This is a genomic window from Shewanella sp. SM21 (assembly GCF_025654335.1).
GTDB lineage: Bacteria > Pseudomonadota > Gammaproteobacteria > Enterobacterales > Shewanellaceae > Shewanella > Shewanella oncorhynchi.
Genome location: NZ_JAKKRL010000006.1, coordinates 281,270 through 301,835, shown reverse-complemented (window position 1 = coordinate 301,835; position 20,566 = coordinate 281,270). Strand labels below are relative to the sequence as shown.

Genomic DNA, 20,566 nt, shown 5'->3' with positions numbered 1-20,566 from the left:
AGGTCGTACGAAAAGCCTTAGACAGAATACAGATACTTGATAAAGTTAAAGACTCAACAGAAAATCAGCTTTCCGAATTATTATTAACGTGAGCCAGAGATGGACACGGTAATAAACAGAATTTGCTTGGTGACAATAGCCTTGTGGAACCACCTGATCCCATCCCGAACTCAGAAGTGAAACGCAAACGCGCCGATGGTAGTGTGGGGTCTCCCCATGTGAGAGTAGGTCATCGCCAAGCGCCTAATTATCTCATTGAGATGTAACCAAGCCAGCTAAATAAGCTGGCTTTTTTGCGTCTGGAATTTGCACGTTTTAGTATTTTTGAAAGGGCTTTATTGGTTAGGACGTTGATAGGCTTAAATTACATTAAGCTGTGAAGTGGGAATGGGTTTACTGAACGCTTTCTTAATGAGATTAAGTTTTACTAAGTTCTCATTTTATGAACTGTAATAGAGCCGCCAGCTCATAGTGACACTAAGCTGGCGGTCTGAAATAGATAGCTGAAGCAATGTTGATGGTTAGAGGACAAATATCCTCTTCAACGCTTGCGTGCTCTATGCATCACTCTTTGTTGATTTTGGCTTTGAAGCTGGCTTTGGTATTGTCGTTAGCTTGTTTGTACCAGTAATCCAGCATTTGACTGATTTCAGCTTGGCTAGGTGTGGTCGCAGGAGTAGTTTGTTGAGCCTTGTCATTGACCGCTGCGGCTGAGGACGACATAACTGCTGGCGCGATCAAGTTCGTGGATGTGACTACTGCTGTTTGGCGTATTTGTGGCTGGCTTGCCAATACGGGTGTAATAGCGTCGCTTGGTTGTGTTGTCGCGGTATTCATAGTGAGATTTAATGAAGCCGGATGATTACTAAGGTTGTACTGCAGTATCTCGTGTTCGAAATCCCGTCCCAGTTGAATGCCATTCTTAATCAATTTATCGCTGGTAAAACCCACGGCTTCATCTTGAGCATTTAATAGTGTCAGCTTAGGTGACTCATCAAATTTCTTTGCATCTCTGGCTGAGTTGATGGCGGGAAGTGTCAGCGTGAGTGTTTGTGCTGATGCATCAAAACGGACGATGAGCACGTCGGAGAGATAATGCACTGAGTCAGCTTGTTGTCGATATTGCGCGGCATAACGGAAGGCAATCTGATTGGTCCCATCGGCTAAAACGAGATCGCCACTCTTTACGGCTGGCTTGCCATTGACCGTTAACACTTCAGCATTTTTAGGTAGTTTGAGATGAACATCGGCCGTTGCTGGCTGCACAGTCCCCAGCACTAATGCCGTGGCACATAAGATTGATTGATATTTCATAAGCTTTCTCTGTTGTTGCGAGGACGCCGCTAAATAATAAGGCAGATATTTGGCGACACAAAGCAGGTTTAACCTTTAGTGTGGAGCATGATGAACTAAATGGCGACACGCCGTTTATAGATCGCAGATTAGCGTTAATTTAATCTGTAGGGAATAAAAAAGGCTCACGAGGAGCCTTTTTGAGCATGATATTTCGGGATTGAACGCTTATTTGGTTAGGTTGATGCTATAAACGGCGAAACCCAGTTCATCCTTACCGATCTTCTTCATTTCACGTTGTTTATTGGCTTCGATAAAGGCAGCGGCTTTGTCACTGTCTTGGGTTTCGAAGCGAATGTCTAATGTGACGTTGGTAGTGATGGTTTTGAAATCCCAGTTGTAATCGGCACTTGGATTGACCATAGCTTCGTACTTACCTGTGGTTTCGTTGTACTGAGATTGCGCTGTGATATAAGCAGCTAGCGCTTCACGGTTAGTATCGGGCAGTTCAAGTACCACATGGTCGCTACCCGTACCAGCAAACTTACCCCCGAAGGCGCGGTAGTTATTTGAGGTAACGATAAACTCTTTCGCGGCAAATTCTTCACCTGTGATGACTTTGCCGTTTTCGTCTTTATAGCTTAAATCAACGATACGGTTTGCGTTGGCATTAACGACGGCGCAATCGCGGTCAAACTTGCTCGGTTGGGTCACATCAATTTTATAGGTTAAGCCATCGAGTACGTCGAAGTTATAGGTTGGATGACCATCCCAGTTGATTAAACCTTGTGGGGTGGTTTTTGCTGGGTCGATTTGATTGAACTGGTTTGCTGAGCACTCGAGCCAATCTTTCAATTCGGCGCCCGTCGCTTTGACTGCCACCATAGTATTGGGATACAGGTACAGATCGGCGGCGTTTTTAAAGGTCAGTGGGCCTTTATCAACTTGCACAAATTGATCGGCATCACTGGTTGTACCGTGGCGACCGCCCGCTTTAAAGGGTGCAGAGGCTGATAGCACTGGCAGACCTTTTAATGCTGCAGGTAATTTCGCTTTCACGTTAGCGATTTGCGCATCGGAAACGATTTGTACCGTAGGGTCGTCCTGCACTAAGGTAAGGAAGCTGTACATGTCGGCTGCGGCAACGCCGATAGGTTCATCCACAAAGGCGAGGGTTCCTTGGTGCTCGGCTGCGACTGCATCTTTAATTGCGGGATCTTGGCTAACTAACTCTTCCTTAGTCGCACCATTATATATGGGGCGAGCTTGCGTTTTCGCACTAAGGACATGCCATTTACCATCTCTACGTTCAAGTTTAAAGTCAACAACCCCTAGGTTATCACCCCAACGACCTGGCATCACTGCGGGGACGCCGTTCAGTAGGCCTTTAGTGACGTCGGTATTGGGTAAGTCGGCATACTTAGCATCAGGGAAGATAGAGTGGCTGTGGCCGAAGAGAATCGCATTGATACCATCAACATAAGTCAAAGCGTAAGTGGCATTTTCAGCCATAGGATCGCCAGGATTTTCCGTTGAACCAATGCCAGAGTGAGGAATGGCGATAATGATATCGGCCCCTTTGGCTTTCATTTCTGGGACATATTTTTTCGCGGTTTCAATAATATCTTCGACCGTCACTTTACCCGTCAGATTTTGTTTATCCCACAATAGAATTTGCGGTGGCACAAAACCAATATAACCAATGTTAATGGTTTGATTATTACCTTCACTGTCGATGATGTTTTTTTGTTTGATGATATAAGGGGTGAATAAATGCTCACCTTTTTTAACCTCATTCCAGCAACCATTATCGTCGGCGCAATAAACGTTTGAGTTGATATAAGGGAAATCTGCACCACTAATGGATTTATTTAAGAAATCTAAACCATAGTTAAATTCATGGTTACCGATATTGCCGACTTCATAATCTAATAGGTTCATGGCTTTATAGGCTGGATGAATATCACCCATTTGCAGGCCAACTTTAGCCATGTAATCGCCCATTGGGCTGCCTTGTAGTAGATCGCCGTTGTCGACGAGTACGCTGTTTTTGGCTTCGTTGCGTGCAGCGTGGATTAAGCTTGCAGTACGGGCTAGACCGATAGTTGGGTCATTTTTGCCACTGTAGTAGTTGAAATCCATGATATTTGTGTGCAGATCTGTGGTTTCGAGTACCCGTAAATCGGCTTGAACGACTTTGTCGTCATCAGAATTACAGGCGCTTACACCAAGGGCGGCAGTGATCATCACTGCGAGTATTTTCTTATTTAACATAGTTATCTCTATTTATATTTATTTGACCCCAATGCATGTTCCGTAAAAGACCATGCCCATCATCCCGTTAATTCAGCGTAATTTAACTGTTAGGTTAATTTGCCGCTAAGTTAACGAGCGGGAATTATAAAGACATTTGATGATCTGAATGTGACATTAATCGGATAAAAGCTGTTTCAAATTGTGACTCAAGGTTTGCTTGCCTAAATAGTGAGCCGTTTAGCCTGTTTATTTGTTACAGAAATGTTTAAATAATTACAGTAAACAGTTTATTAAGAAGAATTAATATTTGTTATTGGAATGGCATTTTATTTGCTCAGCCCCTTGTCTATGTCGGGGATATTTGACGTAAAACTTCAGTAGAATTGTTTTAAATAATTCTTTTACATCAAATTTTAGCCAATGTTGATCACTTATGCGCGCATGTCTCTTGGCTTGATTGAGGTGAGTTAGGTTTAGCGTAGCGTTGGCATAGGCTTATTTAGACGGGTAATACACATAAAGTGATACAAATAAGCTGCGCTCTGGGCGGGTAAAACTTGGCTGAAATGCGCGTAACTTGTTAAGGTAGTTTATCGAAATTGACGTACGAAGCTACACAAGTTCGTTAAAACAGACTGTTGTAAACCGAAAGCCAAAATCCATTTGCGCGCACCTTTCACCTTAAAAATACAATCGAAAGGGCAGCAACATCCAAGGGAGTTAATATGCGTAAGTCCGTTATTACCACAGCCGTAGCTGCGGCATTGTTACTTGGCGCTTGTTCAGACAAGCCTGATGTAAGCACCAATGAAGCCAAAAATGCCGTTGCGACTCAAACTGCTGCTAAAGCGCAAGCAACTAATGTGCTGCTGAGCAAGAGTCCACTGCAAGATCAAGCGCCGCAATTTAATCTTATTCAGTCCGCAGATTATGCTCCCGCCTTCGAGCAGGGCATTAAAGCTCACGATGCAGAAATCGCTGCGATTGTGAATAACAAACAGGCGGCTAGTTTTGACAATACCATTCTCGCCATGGAAACCTCGGGTGAATTGTTAACGCGCGTATCGCGTACCTTCTTTAATCTCGCAGGTCTGATTTCTGATGATGATTTTCAGAAAACCGAAGCGGATCTTGCACCTAAGCTATCTGCCCACCGAGATAATATTTATCTCGATCCGACTTTATTTGCCCGTGTTGAAGCCGTATACCAGCAAAAGAGCAGCCTAAATGCGGAAGATCAGCGTCTAGTTGAATATTACTATGAGCAGTTTGTCCGCGCTGGCGCGAAATTGTCGGCCGAAGATAAAGCTAAGATGCGCGACTTTAACGCTGAGCTTGCAACCTTAGCGACGGACTTTTCACAAAACAGCTTAAAATCATTTAAAGATGATGTGATTGTTGTGACTGATAAAGCCCTGTTAGCCGGTTTATCCGACAGCGAAATTGCTACTTTAGCTGCGGCTGCTAAAGCTGCGGGTAAAGAAGGCTATTTGATTACTTTAGTCAACACGACACGCCAACCTGTGCTTTCTAGCCTGAGCAACCGTGAACTGCGCCAAAAAGTGTGGGAAACCTCGGCGCACAGAGCCGTCACAATCAATGGTCCATTGATTGTCAAAATGGCGCAAATACGTGCTAAAAAAGCCAATTTACTGGGGTTTGATACTTGGGCATCCTATGCGGTTGCCGATCAAATGGCGAAAACACCAGCCGCTGTGTATGAAATCCTCGATGATTTAGCGCCAAAAGCTTTAGCTCGCGCCAAAGTGGAAGCGGCTGATATTCAAGCTGAAATCAAAAAGGCGGGCGGTGATTTCGAGCTGCAACCTTGGGATTGGGCTTATTACGCCGATAAAGTGCGTCAAGAGAAATACTCCCTCGATGAAAGCAGCATCAAGCCTTATTTCGAGTTTAATACTGTACTGAAAGACGGGCTGTTTTTCGCTATGCATAAATTGTATGGCATCAGCTTAAAACCGCGTACCGATTTACCTGTGTGGCATTCCGATGTTTTAGCCTTTGAAGTCTTTGATAAAGATAACAGTTCTATTGGCTTATTCTATCTAGACCCGTATGCCCGTGAAGGTAAAGGCGGCGGCGCGTGGATGGATGAGTTCGTCACCCAAAGCGGTCTGCTCGGCACTAAGCCCGTTGTCTATAACGCGCTTAATATTCCTAAGCCAGCCGATGGCCCAACGCTAATGACCTTCGATGAAGTGACCACTCTGTTCCATGAATTTGGCCATGCGATACACGGTTTATTCTCGCAAGTGAAATACCCAAGCGTGGCTGGTACATCAACCGCACGTGACTTTGTTGAGTTCCCATCACAGGTCAACGAAGATTGGAATATCGACCCTGCTGTGATTGCTAACTATGCCAAACACTACAAAACGGGTGAGCCAATTCCTAAGGCGCTGCTTGATAAAATTTTAGCGGCCAATAAGTTTGGCCAAGGTTTTGATACAGTTGAGTACCTGTCAGCGGCCTTGTTAGATATGGAATGGCACTCTATCAGCGCCGACACTCAAATTAGCGATGTAGAGAAGTTTGAGCACCAAGTGCTAGCTAAACATGGTCTTGATTTTGCGCCAATTCCCCCCCGTTATAAATCGAGCTACTTTAGCCATGCCTTCTCCGGTGGTTATTCCGCAGGGTATTACGCGTATTTGTGGACAGAAGTGTTTGCCGCCGATGCCTTTGCCTATATGGGCGAGCAAGGTGGCTTAAAAGCCGATAATGGTGACAAATTCCGTAAGGAAGTCTTATCTAAAGGTAACAGTGAAGATCTCATGCAAGATTATATTCACTTTACCGGTAAAAAACCGACAACAGAGGCACTGTTAAAGCGCCGTGGTTTAGTCGATTAATTGATTAATTGATTAATTGATTAATTGTAAAAAGATAAAGGCTTGTTAGGGAAACCTAACAAGCCTTTTTTTATTGATGTTGGGGCGGATTTATTAACCATTTTTTGTTTCAAGACAGGAAGTTTAGAGGACGAAAAATCTACAGGTAACGCTCCTAATCACAGATCCAAAATAGTTTGTTGAAATGTTGTCGAAAGACAGTCTTAAACTATTTTTTGTTGATTAAATTGTTATGTTTGATTGTCGCTTATAAAGTTAGCAATAGTGTCCTCCTTACGTTGACTCTCTAATAGCCACTCAACCCTCCATTCTGTTAGGCGTTCACCTGTTTTATGAATGAATTTTCCTGCTTCTGGTTCATCAATCCATTCAAGCTGTTTAACAAGTACTAAAGGCGCTTCAGACCCGTCAGTTTCATTCGAAAATTCAAGAGCCTCATTATAAGTATGAAATGCGTAATAGTAGATTTCACCATCAAATTCATCTGGAGCACCTTGCCAAGGGCGGCACCAAACACGATATTCTAGTACTTGATCATAGAAATAACCGCCGCCTGATTTTGTTTCCGCCGGATACTCTCCAACCCTATTCTCATCGATTGAATCAGGATACATCTACAATCCCTCAATGGAATATAACGCCATATGCAACAGCGGATAAGGTTTACCCTGTCCATCAACGGGTGAGCGACCCGTTACTGAAAAACCAATATGCTGGTAAAAACCTAATGCTTGCTCATTCTGCTCATTAACATCAACCTTTGTGGCTCCCAGTTCTTTAATGGCATGTGTCGCTAGCATGGAACCAATCCCTTTTCCGCGCGCGTCAGGTGAGATGAACAGCATTTCAATATTGCCATCATGTACCCCGCAGAATCCGAGTATTTCTCCATTGTCATTTTTAGCGCACTTTAAGTGAACGGCGTCAAAATATTGTTCGAGGATCAACGGCTTTAATTCCTGTAGATCTTCTTCTGCTAAAAAGTCATGGGTTGCTCTCACTGATGCTTCCCAAATATTGAGCAGACTAAGATGATCTGCTTTTTCTACCATCTCAATATTCATCATATAACTCTATTGAAAATTTAATGCCACCTAAGCGGTGAATCATAGTGGGTTAACATGTGAAGCGTAAAGGTACCAACCTTTACTAATCCGCCTTTAAGAAGTTTAGGTGTAAGTTCCGTAACATCTTTTTCCCAAGATGTTACCTGTCAAGCTGCACTCTGTCATCTTGACCTTTCCTTGCCATTTCCCTATTTGGTATCAGTAAAATAAAAACAGGGAGTATTAGCTCCCTGTTTATGATATTTAAAACTTCAATTTAGAGGGATGATTATTCAGCCAGTAATCCGCGGCTACGCAGTAGCGGCTCGATACCAGCCTCTTTACCGCGGAAGTTTTTATACATCAGCATAGGATCATCGCTGCCGCCTTTCGAAAGGATATTGTTACGGAAGGAATCCGCAGTGGCCTTGTCGAAAATGCCGTTTTCTTTAAAGGCTTCGAAAGCATCCGCACCTAAAATATCCGACCAGAGGTAGCTGTAGTAGCCTGCTGAATAACCGCCTGCAAAAATATGCGAGAAGTAAGTGCTGCGATAGCGTGGGCTAATTTCTTCAATCAGTCCCATTGCCGCTAACGAGTCCGCCTCAAACTTGGCCGCATCCTTTGGCGTAGTGTCGGTCAGTGTGTGCCAATCTAAATCGAGTTTAGTGGCCGCCATGTATTCAACGGTAGAAAAACCTTGGTTGAACTTGCTGGCTGCTTGGATTTTCTTCACTAGTTCTTGCGGGATCACTTCGCCGGTTTTGTAGTGCTTGGCAAATTGTGCTAACACTTCTGGCTGAGTCATCCAGTTTTCATTCACTTGCGATGGGAACTCAACGTAATCGCGAGGTACGGCGGTGCCGCCCTGTGAGCGATATTCGACGTTCGATAACATGCCGTGTAGTGCGTGGCCAAATTCGTGGAATAGTGTGCTGGCTTCATCGAAGGTCAGCAGCGCTGGCTCATTACCCGCTGGGCGAGGGTAGTTTAATACGTTGACAATAATAGGTTTAGAATCAACGCCATTCATATTGTATTGCTTGCGGAAGGAGTTCATCCAAGCGCCGCCACGTTTGCTGTCACGGGTGAAATAGTCACCCATAAAGATGGCCATCAGTTTGCCGTCTTTATCGTAAACTTCCCAAGTACGGACTTCTGCATTGTATTTGGGTAAGTCGGTACGTTCTTTAAAGGTCAAACCGTACAAACGGTTAGCCGTGTAGAACACGCCTTTTAATGTACTGTCGAGGGAGAAATACGGGCGCGTTTGTTGCTCGTTAAAGCTGTACTTAGCGACACGGATCTTGTCGGCGTAGTAATCCCAGTCCCACGCTTGCAGCTTAAAATTGCCACCTTGGGCGTCAATCATGGCTTGCATATCAGTCACTTCGTTTTTGGCTTGGGCCAATGCCGCTGGCCATACTTTATTGAGTAAACCGTAGACGTTTTCTGGTGTTTTAGCTGTGCGTTCTTCTAACACGAAATCCGCATGGGTTTTATAGCCCATCAGTTGAGCACGTTCAGCACGCAGGGCAGCAATCTTAGCGAGGATAATCTTGTTATCGTTGGCGTTATTGTTGTTACCGCGCTCGATATAGCCTTTGTAGAGTTTTTCACGTAACTTGCGATTATCGGCATAGGTCAAAAAAGGCGTAATAGAAGGGCGAGACGTGGTAAATACCCACTTGCCTTCATGGCCACGTTTTTTGGCAGTTTCAAAGGCAGTTGCAATCACATCTGCGGGTAAACCTGCGAGATCGGCTTTACTATCAACCACTAATTCGAAGGCATTGGTTTCGGCTAATAGATTGTCACCAAAGGCTAAATTGAGTTTGCCAATTTCTTCGTTCAGCGCGCGCAGTTTGGTTTTATCTTGTTCGCTTAAGTTAGCGCCGCCACGGGTGAAAGATTTATAGGTATCTTCCAATAATTTGGCTTGGGCCGTGCTGAGTTTTAGGCTGTCTTTCGCGTCGTGAACGGCTTTGACTTTTTGAAACAGTTTGTCATTGAGCAGGATATCGTCTTCGGCGGACGATAACATAGGCGACACTTCTTTGGAGAGGGCTTGCAATGCTTCATTCGTATCCGCGCCCGTCAGGTTAAAGAAGACGTTAGAAACGCGCGTCACTAGATCGCCAGAAAACTCCATGGCTTCAATCGTATTGGCGAAGGTGGGTTTGGCTTTATTATCAACAATTGCTTGAATTTGTTCGTGTTGTTTGGCGATTCCCGCTTTAAATGCGGGGAGGAAATGCTCAGGCTTAATTTTATCGAAGGCCGGAATTTCCATAAAAGTATTATAGGGTTTAAAGAATGGATTAGTCGCATTCTGGCTGATAATTTGCGCTGACACTGCATTTGGCGCCGCACTTGTTTGAACACTGGCATCGGGTTGTTGTGTACTACAGGCGCCCAATGTTAAGGCGAAAGCGATGGCACTTAGCGTGAGCTTAGCAGTGCGTGGCGTGAGGGCTTGCGGTTTGACGGTTAGTCCCTTCATTATTTGTTCCCCGTTAGGTCGATATTGTTATGGATGTTTGCATGATGATGGCCTTGGATTTCAGGAGAAAATTGAAGTCTACGAGCGGCTAAAACCATTAAATTAAGCTTAATATGACTGTTTAACATGTATCGGACTAGGGGTTCCATCGATTTTGTGTTTAGTTTGTAACAAATGTTTTGTTTCAGGCTTTTAAGCAAAAAATGATGGCAAACTGGGCGAGGATATTACCGCGTCTCGGGCACGTTTTCTTGGCTTAGTCGACCCTAAACCCATTGCAATTGGCGGCTCAACCAACAGTAAATTATTCCCCATTGCTTTAAGTTTTGGCACCGCCATGCTGGGCGTGGGATACACAAGCCATACCGAAAAAGAGTTCATCACCCACAAGCAATTCATGCTGAACCTAAAAATGTATACCGCAGAGGCCTGAACGGAGAAGGCCTGAACGGAGACACCCAGCCTCAATGGTGCTAGGCCTGAACGGAGACACCTAGCCTCAATGGTGCAGTAGTTAACCTCCGACTATGCTTTGATTAAGCATTCAACAAGGAGGTTTTTATGCCGCGCCCTCGTAGAACTCAGATTAGTCTTGAAGACACTCCCTTTTATCATTGCTGTAGCCGTGTTGTTCGGCGGGCATTTTTATGTGGGGATGATGCTTATTCAGGTAAAAACTATGACCATCGCCGAGCTTGGGTTGAGTCGTTACTGTTTGAACTTGAGGCGGTTTTTGCTATTGATGTGGCGGCCTTTGCGGTGATGTCGAATCATCTGCATGTGGTGTTACGCATTGATATCGAGACGGCGAATCGCTGGAGTGACATAGAAGTGCTTGAACAATGGCATAAACTGTTTAAAGGCGATGAATTAACGCGTAAGTTTGCTGAAGGTGAACTGGTTGACGCTTATGAGGTTAATAGATTAAGGCATTCTATCGCGACATATCGAAGCCGTTTATGTGACATCAGTTGGTTCATGCGCTGCTTAAACGAACCGATTGCAAGGCAAGCAAATCAAGAAGATAACTGTACAGGTCGTTTCTGGGAAGGGCGTTTTAAATCGCAAGCCTTGCTCGATGAAACTGCCGTTTTAACCTGCATGGCCTACGTGGATTTGAATCCCATCAGAGCCAAGATGGCTGATACGCCAGAAAAATCAGACCATACTAGTATTCAGCTACGTATTCAGGCGGCGATAAAGGGGGAGCAACCGAACAGACTATTGCCTTTCATTGGCAATGAGCACGGTAACCAGCCCAATGGTATTGCGTTTGTGCTCAAGGATTATCTTCAGTTACTTGAGGATACAGGGCGGATTATTCGAGCGGATAAACGCGGCTCAATCAGTGAAATGAATGCTAAGTTGCTAACAAGTTTAGATATTACCCAAGATAACTGGCTTAAGCTAACCACTGAGTTTGGTAAATTATTTCATGGCCCAGTGGGTACTTTGCAAGAACTCACCACTTACTGCGAACACTTAGAGAAGCGACGTCGGCACTTTGCTAAATGCTGCCACTACCTCAAAACGGGTTGATCTCAAGCCTATTTCATCGACTTTACCTTTCAAAATGGCCAACCAGACAATGGCTTGGATCATTCTTGCAAAAAATTACCTTTTTTCAATCAAATAGCCCGATTTAGCTAAACATCATCCATTTATCCCATACCTTATCAGCCTTTTTCGCTACTCATGTGGCTTTCCGTTGCTTGAACCTAAACGCAGAGTACATTATGTAGTTTTATTATGGGTGGCCTGATTTTATTTAATACTAAGACTCCTGACTACAATGAATCTAATATGTTAATGGTTCAATTTACTGTGTCAGGTAGTATGTGGCATAGTTTGGTTTGGCATTGTCCAGAGCTGAGTTAATCGGCATATAACAAGCCAAGTCAGCGGGAATTTTATTCGCTGAAAAACACTCATAAAATCCCCTGCTTGGGGCGTTAGGTGCTAAAGAGTAAATGGAATTTTCGATAGACTCATCAATATCAAATAACTCACTCAAGTTCTCATCGCTTGAATCTGAATACGTTACTGTGCAACTCACTGGCGTTGTTACAGCAACGGTTCGTGTTTGCACTTACACGGATGAATTGGGTATTTTAAATTGGTTAAAGAAGCTTGCTTCGCTTAACACGCCTTGGAAATCTGCAATCGAATGGAAGTCACTAGAAGATCAATTTAGTGTTTCTGCTACTTGTTCTTCATTGGGTGAGGTTCGCTTTTCATTCCAACTCAGGGACATGCACGGACATCCAGAAGAATGGAAGGTTACTTCAAGTATCGTAACTGATTTTGGTCAACTACCAAGTTTAGCTAAGCAAGCAGAACGGTTTTTCAATCATGCACGCACCTAACAAGCGCAACGCTTTCTGCGAGCGTTCAAGCGATTTATGCCCTGCAAACAGCGCAGCGCATAAATACTAAGACGTTATGCATTAACGGAGAAATTAGTAATTGAGCACAGAAAAGAAAACACGAGACGAAAGAGTTACGTTTCAAGTGAATAAAAATGTAAATAAGATTTCGTTTACGTATGACCCTCTACGAGACGGCTTAATAATTCCTGAGGCAGATCCTAGTACGATTCGTGTTGAGCGCAGTTATGAAAGGGCTTCAGGCAAGCCGAAAGTTTTAAGCAGTGTTCAAGGACATAGTGAGTTCGCAGCATTTGATGTAGATACAATGTTACTGGAAGAATACGATTACATCATTAGTGTTGACACCAATTCTCGCGAATACAATGGTCAGAAAATTAGCATTTGTACTTGTTACCAAGTGACAGGAAAAGTTTCGCAGTATGTGGGTACCGAAGGTGTTCCTTTTGTTCACCTTGGCTCGTTCATTATTGTAAACCCGCAACCTCACATAAACCCTGAGCTTATAGGTTGGCATCTTGTAATCACCAACTTTTTACGATTTCCATTTGATACAGGTAAAGAAATGCTCGCTATCATTGTTGATAGCGAAAAAGATTCATTACCAGAATTTAACAAGCGTATTAAACCCTATTTTAAATCGAGTTATCTACACCATCAGGTAAAGCTTTGTTATGCGTCAGACAAAGATAAGGATACGTTAGCAGGGCAAATGCTCAAAATGTGTCATAACACGTCAAATCAGATCTTTAGACAAATTCAGAGTGAGAAAACAGTTCTACCCAAACTAACTAATGGATCAGGCTTCTGTGATGGTTTCGTGCAAGTTGCGAGCACAAATGTATAACAAACGGTTTAAGAGGGACTGCCAACGCGTGGCGGTTTTTGTTCAAATCAGCATTTGTGATTACGGCTGTTATTTTAGGTTCAGTGTTTAGCGTTGTCAGCCCCTTAACCGGGCGTTACCCATAGAAATCTTAATCCGAAACTGACGAGTTAAAATTAAGTCTTTAACTCGGAAATGTCCAAAAGCGTGCTGGGTATCTCCTTCATACAGACAGGTTACACTAGTGCCAAAAAGGTGAGCCATGGTAATTTGCGAGACGACCGTCCGCCCCATGGATGGGGCGGTCGAGCATCCACGGACGGACTTGCTGCGCGTCGATGAGTGAATGCCATGGTAAGCCTATATGAGTGGATACCAGCCAACACTAATTTCCCAATAACTGAATTTACCTACATGTCTTGAAGTGAGTTGCGTTTAGTATGATATTTCATGATTCAGTTGCAGCGTCACTAAAGTAAAAAACAATGCAAATCAGCACAATAACTTTTCCACACAATAAAAAGCCCTGCTTATACAGTGATGTATAGCAGGGCTTTTTGATTGCAAGTTTGTATTCGTTGAGTGAAAGTACAAGCTTTACTCAGGGTTTATGACCTAGTTCGAATAGGTCATAAATCCTTTTATCTCATCCACCTATTTCTCTCACTCATCTCTTTACACTCATCTCTTTCAATAAAATCGGCATCATGGGGATGCTAGTAGCCGATGGCTTCGCTACCCGAGTGGCGTGGATCAGAAGCGCCAAAAATTCCTTGTTCGGTCACCATGATTGATTGTGTACTGCCCATAGCGGACTGAACTTTTACCTTGTGCCCTTTGGCTTCGAGCAGGGAAATGGTATCGCGATTAAAGTTGGACTCGACTCGCAATTCATCGGGTTGCCATTGATGGTGAACCCGCGCCGCATTACTGGCTTCCGCGATGTTTAATCCATGATCAATAACATTCATGATGATCTGCAGTGTGGTGGTGATAATGCGCGAACCACCTGGACTGCCAGTGACGAGGAAGGGTTTGCCATCCTTCATCACTATTGTTGGGCTCATTGAACTGAGTGGGCGCTTATTGCCCTCGACCGCATTGGCATCACCGCCCACTAAACCGTAGCCGTTTGGCACGCCGGGTTTAGCAGAGAAATCATCCATCTCGTTATTGAGCAAAATGCCAGTTCCCTTGGCCACTAAACCTGAACCGTAGCTGAAGTTTAAGGTGTAAGTGTTTGAAACCGCATTGCCCCATTTATCGACTACCGAGAAGTGAGTGGTTTGATCGCTCTCATAGGGGGCGAGTTTGCCGGGCTTGATTTCAGCGCTCGGTGTTGCCTTATTCATTGCAATTTGGCTGGCGATTTTTTGGGCGTAGTCCTTACTGGTTAATGCTCTGACGGGCACCTTATAAAAGTCGGGATCGCCTAAGTATTCGCTGCGATCGCTATAGGCGTACTTCATGGTTTCTGCCATCAGATGAATCGTTTGCGCCGTATTGTGGCCGAGTTTGTCTATCGGGAATTGCTGCAATACGTTGAGCATTTCGATGATGTGCACGCCGCCCGATGATGGCGGTGGCATAGACACAACCTCATAGCCACGGTATTCGCCGCGCACGGGTTCACGTTCCACAACTTTATAATTTTTAAGGTCGTCTAAGGTCATAATGCCGCCAGCGTCTTTCACCGCATTGATGAGCTTAGTGGCGGTTTCACCTTCGTAGAATCCTTTGGTGCCTTTTTCAGCGATCAGACTTAACGAATGGGCAAGCTCAGGTTGTTTAAGAATATCATCCACTTGATAGTCACTGCCGTCAGCTTTGTAGAAGATAGCGGCCGTGGTTGGCCATTGGGCCATGCGGCGTTTGAGGCCTGCAAGGGATTGGGCAAGATCTGGGGTGATGTTAATGCCTTCCTGCGCCATTTTAATCGCGGGTGCCGTAACTTGGGCGAGAGTCATAGTGCCATATTTTTCAAGGGCTAAGCTCATGCCCATCACAGTACCTGGCACACCCACGGCAAGACCGTGTTCGCGGCTCAGTTTTTCAACTGCGTCGCCATTTTCGTCGAGGAAAATGTTTTTCTTGGCTTTAGAAGGCGCCATTTCACGGTAATCGATAGCGATGGTTTTGTTTTCTTTGGCAATATGCACCAGCATAAAACCGCCGCCACCGATATTGCCAGCACGGGGTAAGGTGACTGCCAAACTGAAGGCGACAGCCACGGCGGCGTCAACCGCATTACCGCCTTGCTTTAGGATCTCAACGCCGGTGCGACTGGCGAGAGTTTCTTGGCTTGCGACCATGCCATGCTTAGCCCACACAGGTTGTGCGGTGGCCATCTGGCTGAAAATTGGCGATTCATCGGCAAGCAGACTGGGAGATGATAGTAAGGGAAGCGCCATCGCAATGGCGAGAATAAGAGGTCTAAAAGGTCTTGTTGGACGCATACTCAATCCTGAATTTATTTTAATTATGGCTATGCAATGTGCCGAGAATTAGGCTTAATTGCAACCTCGTATACTTGTTCACACCAGTAAAGGACGATAATTTACCCAATGAGACAGCTTATCTTGGCTTTTGCGAGCTCAATGTCGGATATTTCGGCCAGTGCGTGGAATGCCGCCATGGGTGAGGCGAATCCCTTTTGCCGCCATGAGTTTCTGTTGGCACTCGAGCAAAGCCGCTCCGCTTGCACTGCAACCGGTTGGACGCCTCGACATTTATGCGTGTTCGATGCGGGTGACACATTAAATGATGTCGCCAGCAAGGATAAAAGCTTGTCGCCTTTGGCTGAAGGAGGGTTTATCAGTGTGCAAACGGCTAAGCACTTCAATCAGTTCCCACTAATTGCCGTCATGCCCTTGTACCAAAAATCCCATTCCTACGGTGAGTATGTGTTCGATTGGGCGTGGGCCGAAGCCTATGAGCGGCATGGGCTCGATTACTATCCCAAATGGGTGAATGCGATCCCTTTTACCCCAGTGCAAGGTCAGCGGATGGGCATTCATCCCGCATTGGAGCACGCCGAGCAACTGCGCGTGGCGGCATTACTGTTGCTGACATTGAATCGCCGACTAATATCAACGCAGGATAATCTCGTACTTAAGGAAGCTATTCTTAATCAGCCAGGGCAGGGCGACAGCCCGATTTCTTCATGGCATAGCCTGTTTGTTACCCCAAGCCAAACACCGTTATTTGAAGGCTCGCCCAATTCGCTGTTAAAACGCTTAGGCACTCAGTTCCATTGGCATAATCGCGGTTATCGGGATTTTAAGGATTTTCTGGCGGGCTTTAGTTCCCGTAAGCGTAAAAATATCTTGAAGGAGCGGGCGCAGTTACAGCCTTTTAATCTTAAGTTTCAGTTTGTCGAAGGGGAGCAGATCACCGCTTCGCAATGGCAGACTTTTATCCAGTGTTATCAATTAACTTACCTTAAGCGTTCCGGTCATCGCGGCTATTTAACGCCAACCTTTTTTCAGCAGTTGGGGGCGCAACTCGCTGCGCAAGTCCTACTCTTGGTGGTCGAAGATGCAAAGGGCGAGATGGTCGCTGGTGCCTTGTATTTAAAAGGTGAGAATACCCGAGGGCAGAAATGCTTATATGGTCGTTATTGGGGGACGACGGTTGAGCTTGACGGTTTACATTTTGAGGCCTGTTATTATCAAGGTATTCAATATTGTATTGAACATGAGTTTCAAGTGTTTGATGCGGGCGCGCAGGGGGAACATAAGGTGCTGCGTGGCTTTGAACCCGTAGCAATGTATTCCTACCATAACATCGCCCATTTGGGATTTAAGGCGGCGATTGCCGACTTTGTTGAGCAAGAAACACTGCAAATGCAGCAATATATGGCACAGATGCAGGATGTGTTGCCCTACAAAAAAGAGCCTTCATAAAGACCGAGTTAACGGGACTTTATTGGGCTCATTTTAGGTAGAACGGGTTACATTTAAGCGGTTAGTTCAAATCGTTAGCTCATGGCTAACCAAACTCCTACGCCTATCATTAGGCTGCCCGCAATGCGGTTTAACCAGCGAATATTATCACCACGGCTCAAGAAGATGCGCAGGCTTTTGCCACCACTGGCGTAGGCGAGCATAGAGGTAAATTCGGTCACCATGATAATGCTCAGTAAGGCGAGGAGCTGCGGCGCGACGTCGCGCTCGGCATTGATAAAAGGGGGCAATAGCGACACCATAAATGCCCAACCTTTAGGATTGGCAATGGCGGTAATAAAGCCTTGAGAGATCAAGGTGAAATTGCTGGCTCTGGGGTTAGTGTCATCATCACTTAATATGGCCATCTTGCCGCGCGCGCGCCACATCTGTACGCCGATAAAGCCTAAATAAATTCCGCCAACCCATTTGAAGATTTGAAAGATTTCGGGATAGTTGAGCATGATACTGGCAACGCCCATCACGGCGGCCGTGGCCACTAACGCCACCCCAACCAGTTCACCCAACATCATCCACAGGGTGCGGCGCACACCTATACTCATACCCAGTGTCATGGCGAGTGTCATGCACATGCCCGGCGTGATAGAAACAAAGAAAAAAGTCGGGATAAACACAGCGAGTAAGGCAAGATCAGGCATGGTTTGGTCATTCTTGGGTGAAGATGAGAAGGTCGATAGTGTAATGAAAACGGAGGATTTAGCCAATCTGCTTATTTTGAACTTGCTCTCTTTAAATGTAATCGGTTGTGTTGGCTGGCGATATTTCACGCAAAAAGCATATTGTAGTTATTATTAACAATATGCTCACTAACCCCATTGTGATTAATTCTGCAGTTGTTCGGTTAACAGCGATTAACTTCATAGTTAACAAGATAAGACATTGACTGTAGGTTCTACATCAGTATCGATCAAGTAGACACTATCGGCGCCCACCATATAATAACTGTATAGGTCTTGGTAAATATGTTCGCCTAATTCACCATAATAAGGACGGCGTGCATTTTTTACCGACTTCCATATTGGCCAAGGTAAAGAAAAATAATCTACATTGGATTGATTCGTGATATTTAAATCTGAATCAATAGGGAATGGCGTATTGCTTTTATTATCATGTTGAATATCACTTATGTTATCTAAGAAGGTTTGATAACTTGACTCATCAATTACTTGTATTCCTGATATCGTTGGGAAATACAATTCCATTGTGAATGCATCGTTATCAAGTTCCTGCCACAGTATGGTTAAAGATAAATGGTCTAATCTGCAACTCAGGTTCGGGTGTGGCTTTAGGTTTCTGTTCACGGGAAACCAAGGTTGATAAGCCGCTTTAATCATAGCGAATCCTCGTTATATTATTGTGTTAAGAACATATCTTAGTCGTTTGGTTGTTACTTTTTTGCATTATTTTTGCTGAAAGTACCATAACCTAAAAATAACTGAGAAGCATGTTGAGATTATCCAATATTTTTTGAAACTCATATCAACCAAATGCGCCTTATCAATCATAATTTGATTGATATGCTAACCCACATTCTCAAATCAATAGTTAATGACTGTTTTAGGACAGTTCAAAATGGGTTCAGCACATTATGAAATCGCCTTATTTCTCCTCTTTTAAAAAGACTCTCTTGGTGACTGTCGCTTTGGCCGCCAGTATTAATTACGTTATGGCTGAAGACAGTGCCTCTGCGTTTAGTCTCGAAAGTAATTTAGCTGATAATTCAAGGTTCCCTCCTGAGTATTATTGGAATCAATTTGGTTGTTCGGGCGAAAATATTGCGCCGCGTTTAACTTGGCAAAATGTACCTGCCGGTACCAAGAGCTTTGCTGTCACTTTATATGACAAAGATGCGCCTACTGGCAGTGGTTTTTGGCACCGTGTTGTGTATGACATTCCGGCACAGGTGTCGACTCTCGCAGGTGGTGTGAATGGCGGAGCGCTACCCAGTGGTGCCATTGAAGCTAATACCGATTTAGGTAAACCTGGATTCTTTGGACCTTGTCCACCACAGGGACGTGAACACAGTTATGTATGGACAGTGCATGCTTTGGATGTGGCGCAGTTGCCGATAGACAAGGGATCAACACCCGCTTTGGTGGGATTCTATCTTTGGCAGCATAGATTAGGCGAAGCAAGTTTAACGCTTTTAGCTGGCCCACGTTAGGAGGAATGAAGATGACCATATTATCTACGCGCATTACATACCCAATGTTATCAAAGGCTTTTACTCTACTGGCAAGCAGTTTGTTGTGTTCTCACTCATGGGCGACACAGACTGAGCCGCTGGCAAAAATGGAAGTCTTTGCCGAACTTGATGGGGCTGTGGGCGGTATTACTTTCACATCAGATGAACGATTGATTTTCAGTTATCACCCTTTCTATCAACCTAACATTAAGGTGGCAGAGCTTTTAGCGGATGGTAGTACTAAGCCATTTCCTAATTCGGATTGGCAGCAATGCCATGATCCGCAGGGCAAAGCGAAAGAACCTGACACTTGCCTTAATTGGGTGTTGGGGCTGCGAACCGACGATCAAGACAGAGTTTGGCTATTAGACTCTGGCCAGCAGGCGCCACGTATTGAGCCTAAATTAGTGGCGTGGGATACCAAGAAAAACCAATTAGATCGCATTATTCATTTGCCCGCGCCAGTCTCTCTTCCTGAGTCACAACATAATGACTTTGTTATCTCATCTCGACATCAAGCGATTGTGATTGCCGATGAGGGGATTGGCACGGGTCCCATTGGTGAAAAGGCTGCGTTGGTGGTTGTGGACTTAAATACAGGGAAAAGTCGGCGCCTATTACAGGGTGATAACAGTGTGATGCCAGACTTACAGCGGCCACTGATTATCGATAAAGACTCAAAAGATAGAAAGCAGATTGAAGTCTATGTGGGTGCCGATGGCATTGCTTTAGATAAAACCCAAACATGGCTCTACTTTGCCCCGATGAATAAAGACAAAGTTTACCGTGTGCGGATGACAGATCTCATCAATCCTTCGTTAACGCCTGCGGCACTCTCTGCCAAAGTGGAGGCTTATGCCGATAAGCCCGACAACGGTGGCTTAAGTATTGATGAAGCGAATAATTTGTATCTAACGGAAGTGGGAGAGCGGGCCATTGGCGTGATTCCTGCTGATTCTCGCCAGTATCGCACTTATGTCCATGATGAACGTATGGTTTGGCCCGACGGTGTGAGTTATGGCAAGCAAGGTTATTTGTACTCTGGGGCTGCGCAATTACCGTTATCGGCACCATTAAATAATGGCAAAGCTGAAAACAGTCCACCTTATTATATTTTCCGTTTTAAGCCGTTGGCTGCGGGCGTTCGTGGTAATTAATCTCATCAATTAATTTTATAACCTTACGCCAAGTGCTTATCTGAACTGAATTTATTCACACGATTTTTGCGGATTAAA

The 20,566-nt window shown here is 44.7% G+C and carries 15 protein-coding genes, 1 rRNA gene and 1 pseudogene; 9 read left to right on the top strand and 8 right to left on the bottom strand.

Annotated features, from left to right (window positions below):
• Positions 1-125 precede the first annotated feature (125 nt).
• A 5S ribosomal RNA gene (rrf, locus tag L5L94_RS10445) occupies positions 126-241 on the top strand.
• Positions 242-564: 323 nt separating this feature from the next.
• On the opposite strand, the gene L5L94_RS10440 is transcribed toward rrf, so the two are convergent.
• Both L5L94_RS10440 and L5L94_RS10435 read right to left on the bottom strand, forming a co-directional pair.
• Positions 565-1,314 (bottom strand): DUF2057 domain-containing protein, encoded by a 750-nt coding sequence (locus L5L94_RS10440; protein ID WP_263163051.1) that lies wholly within the window; start codon positions 1,312-1,314, stop codon positions 565-567.
• A 207-nt stretch (positions 1,315-1,521) separates the two neighbouring features.
• Positions 1,522-3,567 (bottom strand): bifunctional 2',3'-cyclic-nucleotide 2'-phosphodiesterase/3'-nucleotidase, encoded by a 2,046-nt coding sequence (locus L5L94_RS10435; protein WP_219255565.1) that lies wholly within the window; start codon positions 3,565-3,567, stop codon positions 1,522-1,524.
• Positions 3,568-4,274: 707 nt separating this feature from the next.
• Here L5L94_RS10435 and L5L94_RS10430 point away from each other — a divergent pair.
• Positions 4,275-6,419: a M3 family metallopeptidase gene (locus L5L94_RS10430; protein WP_263163050.1), complete on the top strand. Its 2,145-nt coding sequence runs from the start codon at positions 4,275-4,277 to the stop codon at positions 6,417-6,419.
• A 230-nt stretch (positions 6,420-6,649) separates the two neighbouring features.
• On the opposite strand, the gene L5L94_RS10425 is transcribed toward L5L94_RS10430, so the two are convergent.
• The 3 genes from L5L94_RS10425 to L5L94_RS10415 form a co-directional block, all read right to left on the bottom strand.
• Positions 6,650-7,033, bottom strand: a complete 384-nt coding sequence (locus L5L94_RS10425) for a GCN5 family acetyltransferase (protein ID WP_113940933.1) — start codon at positions 7,031-7,033, stop codon at positions 6,650-6,652.
• Positions 7,034-7,483, bottom strand: coding sequence for an acetyltransferase (locus L5L94_RS10420; RefSeq protein WP_113940932.1), 450 nt, complete (start codon positions 7,481-7,483; stop codon positions 7,034-7,036). It abuts the gene before it with no gap.
• A gap of 271 nt (positions 7,484-7,754) precedes the next feature.
• The gene (locus tag L5L94_RS10415) at positions 7,755-9,968 is read right to left on the bottom strand and encodes a M3 family metallopeptidase (RefSeq protein ID WP_263163048.1); all 2,214 of its coding nucleotides are present in this window, start codon (positions 9,966-9,968) and stop codon (positions 7,755-7,757) included.
• Positions 9,969-10,209: 241 nt separating this feature from the next.
• On the opposite strand from L5L94_RS10415, the pseudogene L5L94_RS10410 reads away from it, so the two are divergent.
• The 4 genes and pseudogenes from L5L94_RS10410 to L5L94_RS10395 all read left to right on the top strand — a co-directional run.
• A pseudogene (locus L5L94_RS10410) lies at positions 10,210-10,401 on the top strand (hypothetical protein); the annotation flags it as partial.
• A gap of 128 nt (positions 10,402-10,529) precedes the next feature.
• A complete protein-coding gene (locus tag L5L94_RS10405; protein ID WP_263163047.1) occupies positions 10,530-11,507 on the top strand; it encodes a transposase in 978 nt (325 codons plus the stop codon).
• Positions 11,508-11,938: 431 nt separating this feature from the next.
• A complete protein-coding gene (locus L5L94_RS10400; protein WP_263163045.1) occupies positions 11,939-12,334 on the top strand; it encodes a DUF6228 family protein in 396 nt (131 codons plus the stop codon).
• A gap of 100 nt (positions 12,335-12,434) precedes the next feature.
• Positions 12,435-13,202: a hypothetical protein gene (locus L5L94_RS10395; RefSeq protein ID WP_263163044.1), complete on the top strand. Its 768-nt coding sequence runs from the start codon at positions 12,435-12,437 to the stop codon at positions 13,200-13,202.
• A 695-nt stretch (positions 13,203-13,897) separates the two neighbouring features.
• On the opposite strand, the gene ggt is transcribed toward L5L94_RS10395, so the two are convergent.
• Complete coding sequence (ggt, locus tag L5L94_RS10390; protein WP_263163043.1) at positions 13,898-15,637, bottom strand: gamma-glutamyltransferase; 1,740 nt, start codon at positions 15,635-15,637, stop codon at positions 13,898-13,900.
• Positions 15,638-15,745: 108 nt separating this feature from the next.
• On the opposite strand from ggt, the gene L5L94_RS10385 reads away from it, so the two are divergent.
• Positions 15,746-17,086 carry a GNAT family N-acetyltransferase gene (locus L5L94_RS10385; protein WP_263163042.1) on the top strand — a complete coding sequence of 447 codons (1,341 nt, stop codon included), beginning with the start codon at positions 15,746-15,748 and terminating at the stop codon, positions 17,084-17,086.
• Between the two features lie 74 nt (positions 17,087-17,160).
• Here the strand turns inward: L5L94_RS10385 and L5L94_RS10380 are convergent, their stop codons facing one another.
• Together L5L94_RS10380 and L5L94_RS10375 are read right to left on the bottom strand one after the other, a co-directional pair.
• On the bottom strand, positions 17,161-17,784 hold the full coding sequence (locus tag L5L94_RS10380; protein ID WP_263163040.1) for a LysE family translocator: 624 nt from the start codon (positions 17,782-17,784) through the stop codon (positions 17,161-17,163).
• 225 nt (positions 17,785-18,009) lie between these two features.
• On the bottom strand, positions 18,010-18,480 hold the full coding sequence (locus L5L94_RS10375; RefSeq protein ID WP_263163038.1) for a hypothetical protein: 471 nt from the start codon (positions 18,478-18,480) through the stop codon (positions 18,010-18,012).
• 296 nt (positions 18,481-18,776) lie between these two features.
• On the opposite strand from L5L94_RS10375, the gene L5L94_RS10370 reads away from it, so the two are divergent.
• On the top strand, positions 18,777-19,310 hold the full coding sequence (locus L5L94_RS10370) for a YbhB/YbcL family Raf kinase inhibitor-like protein (RefSeq protein WP_263163037.1): 534 nt from the start codon (positions 18,777-18,779) through the stop codon (positions 19,308-19,310).
• An 11-nt stretch (positions 19,311-19,321) separates the two neighbouring features.
• Positions 19,322-20,488 carry a major royal jelly family protein gene (locus L5L94_RS10365; protein WP_263163035.1) on the top strand — a complete coding sequence of 389 codons (1,167 nt, stop codon included), beginning with the start codon at positions 19,322-19,324 and terminating at the stop codon, positions 20,486-20,488.
• Positions 20,489-20,566 lie beyond the last annotated feature (78 nt).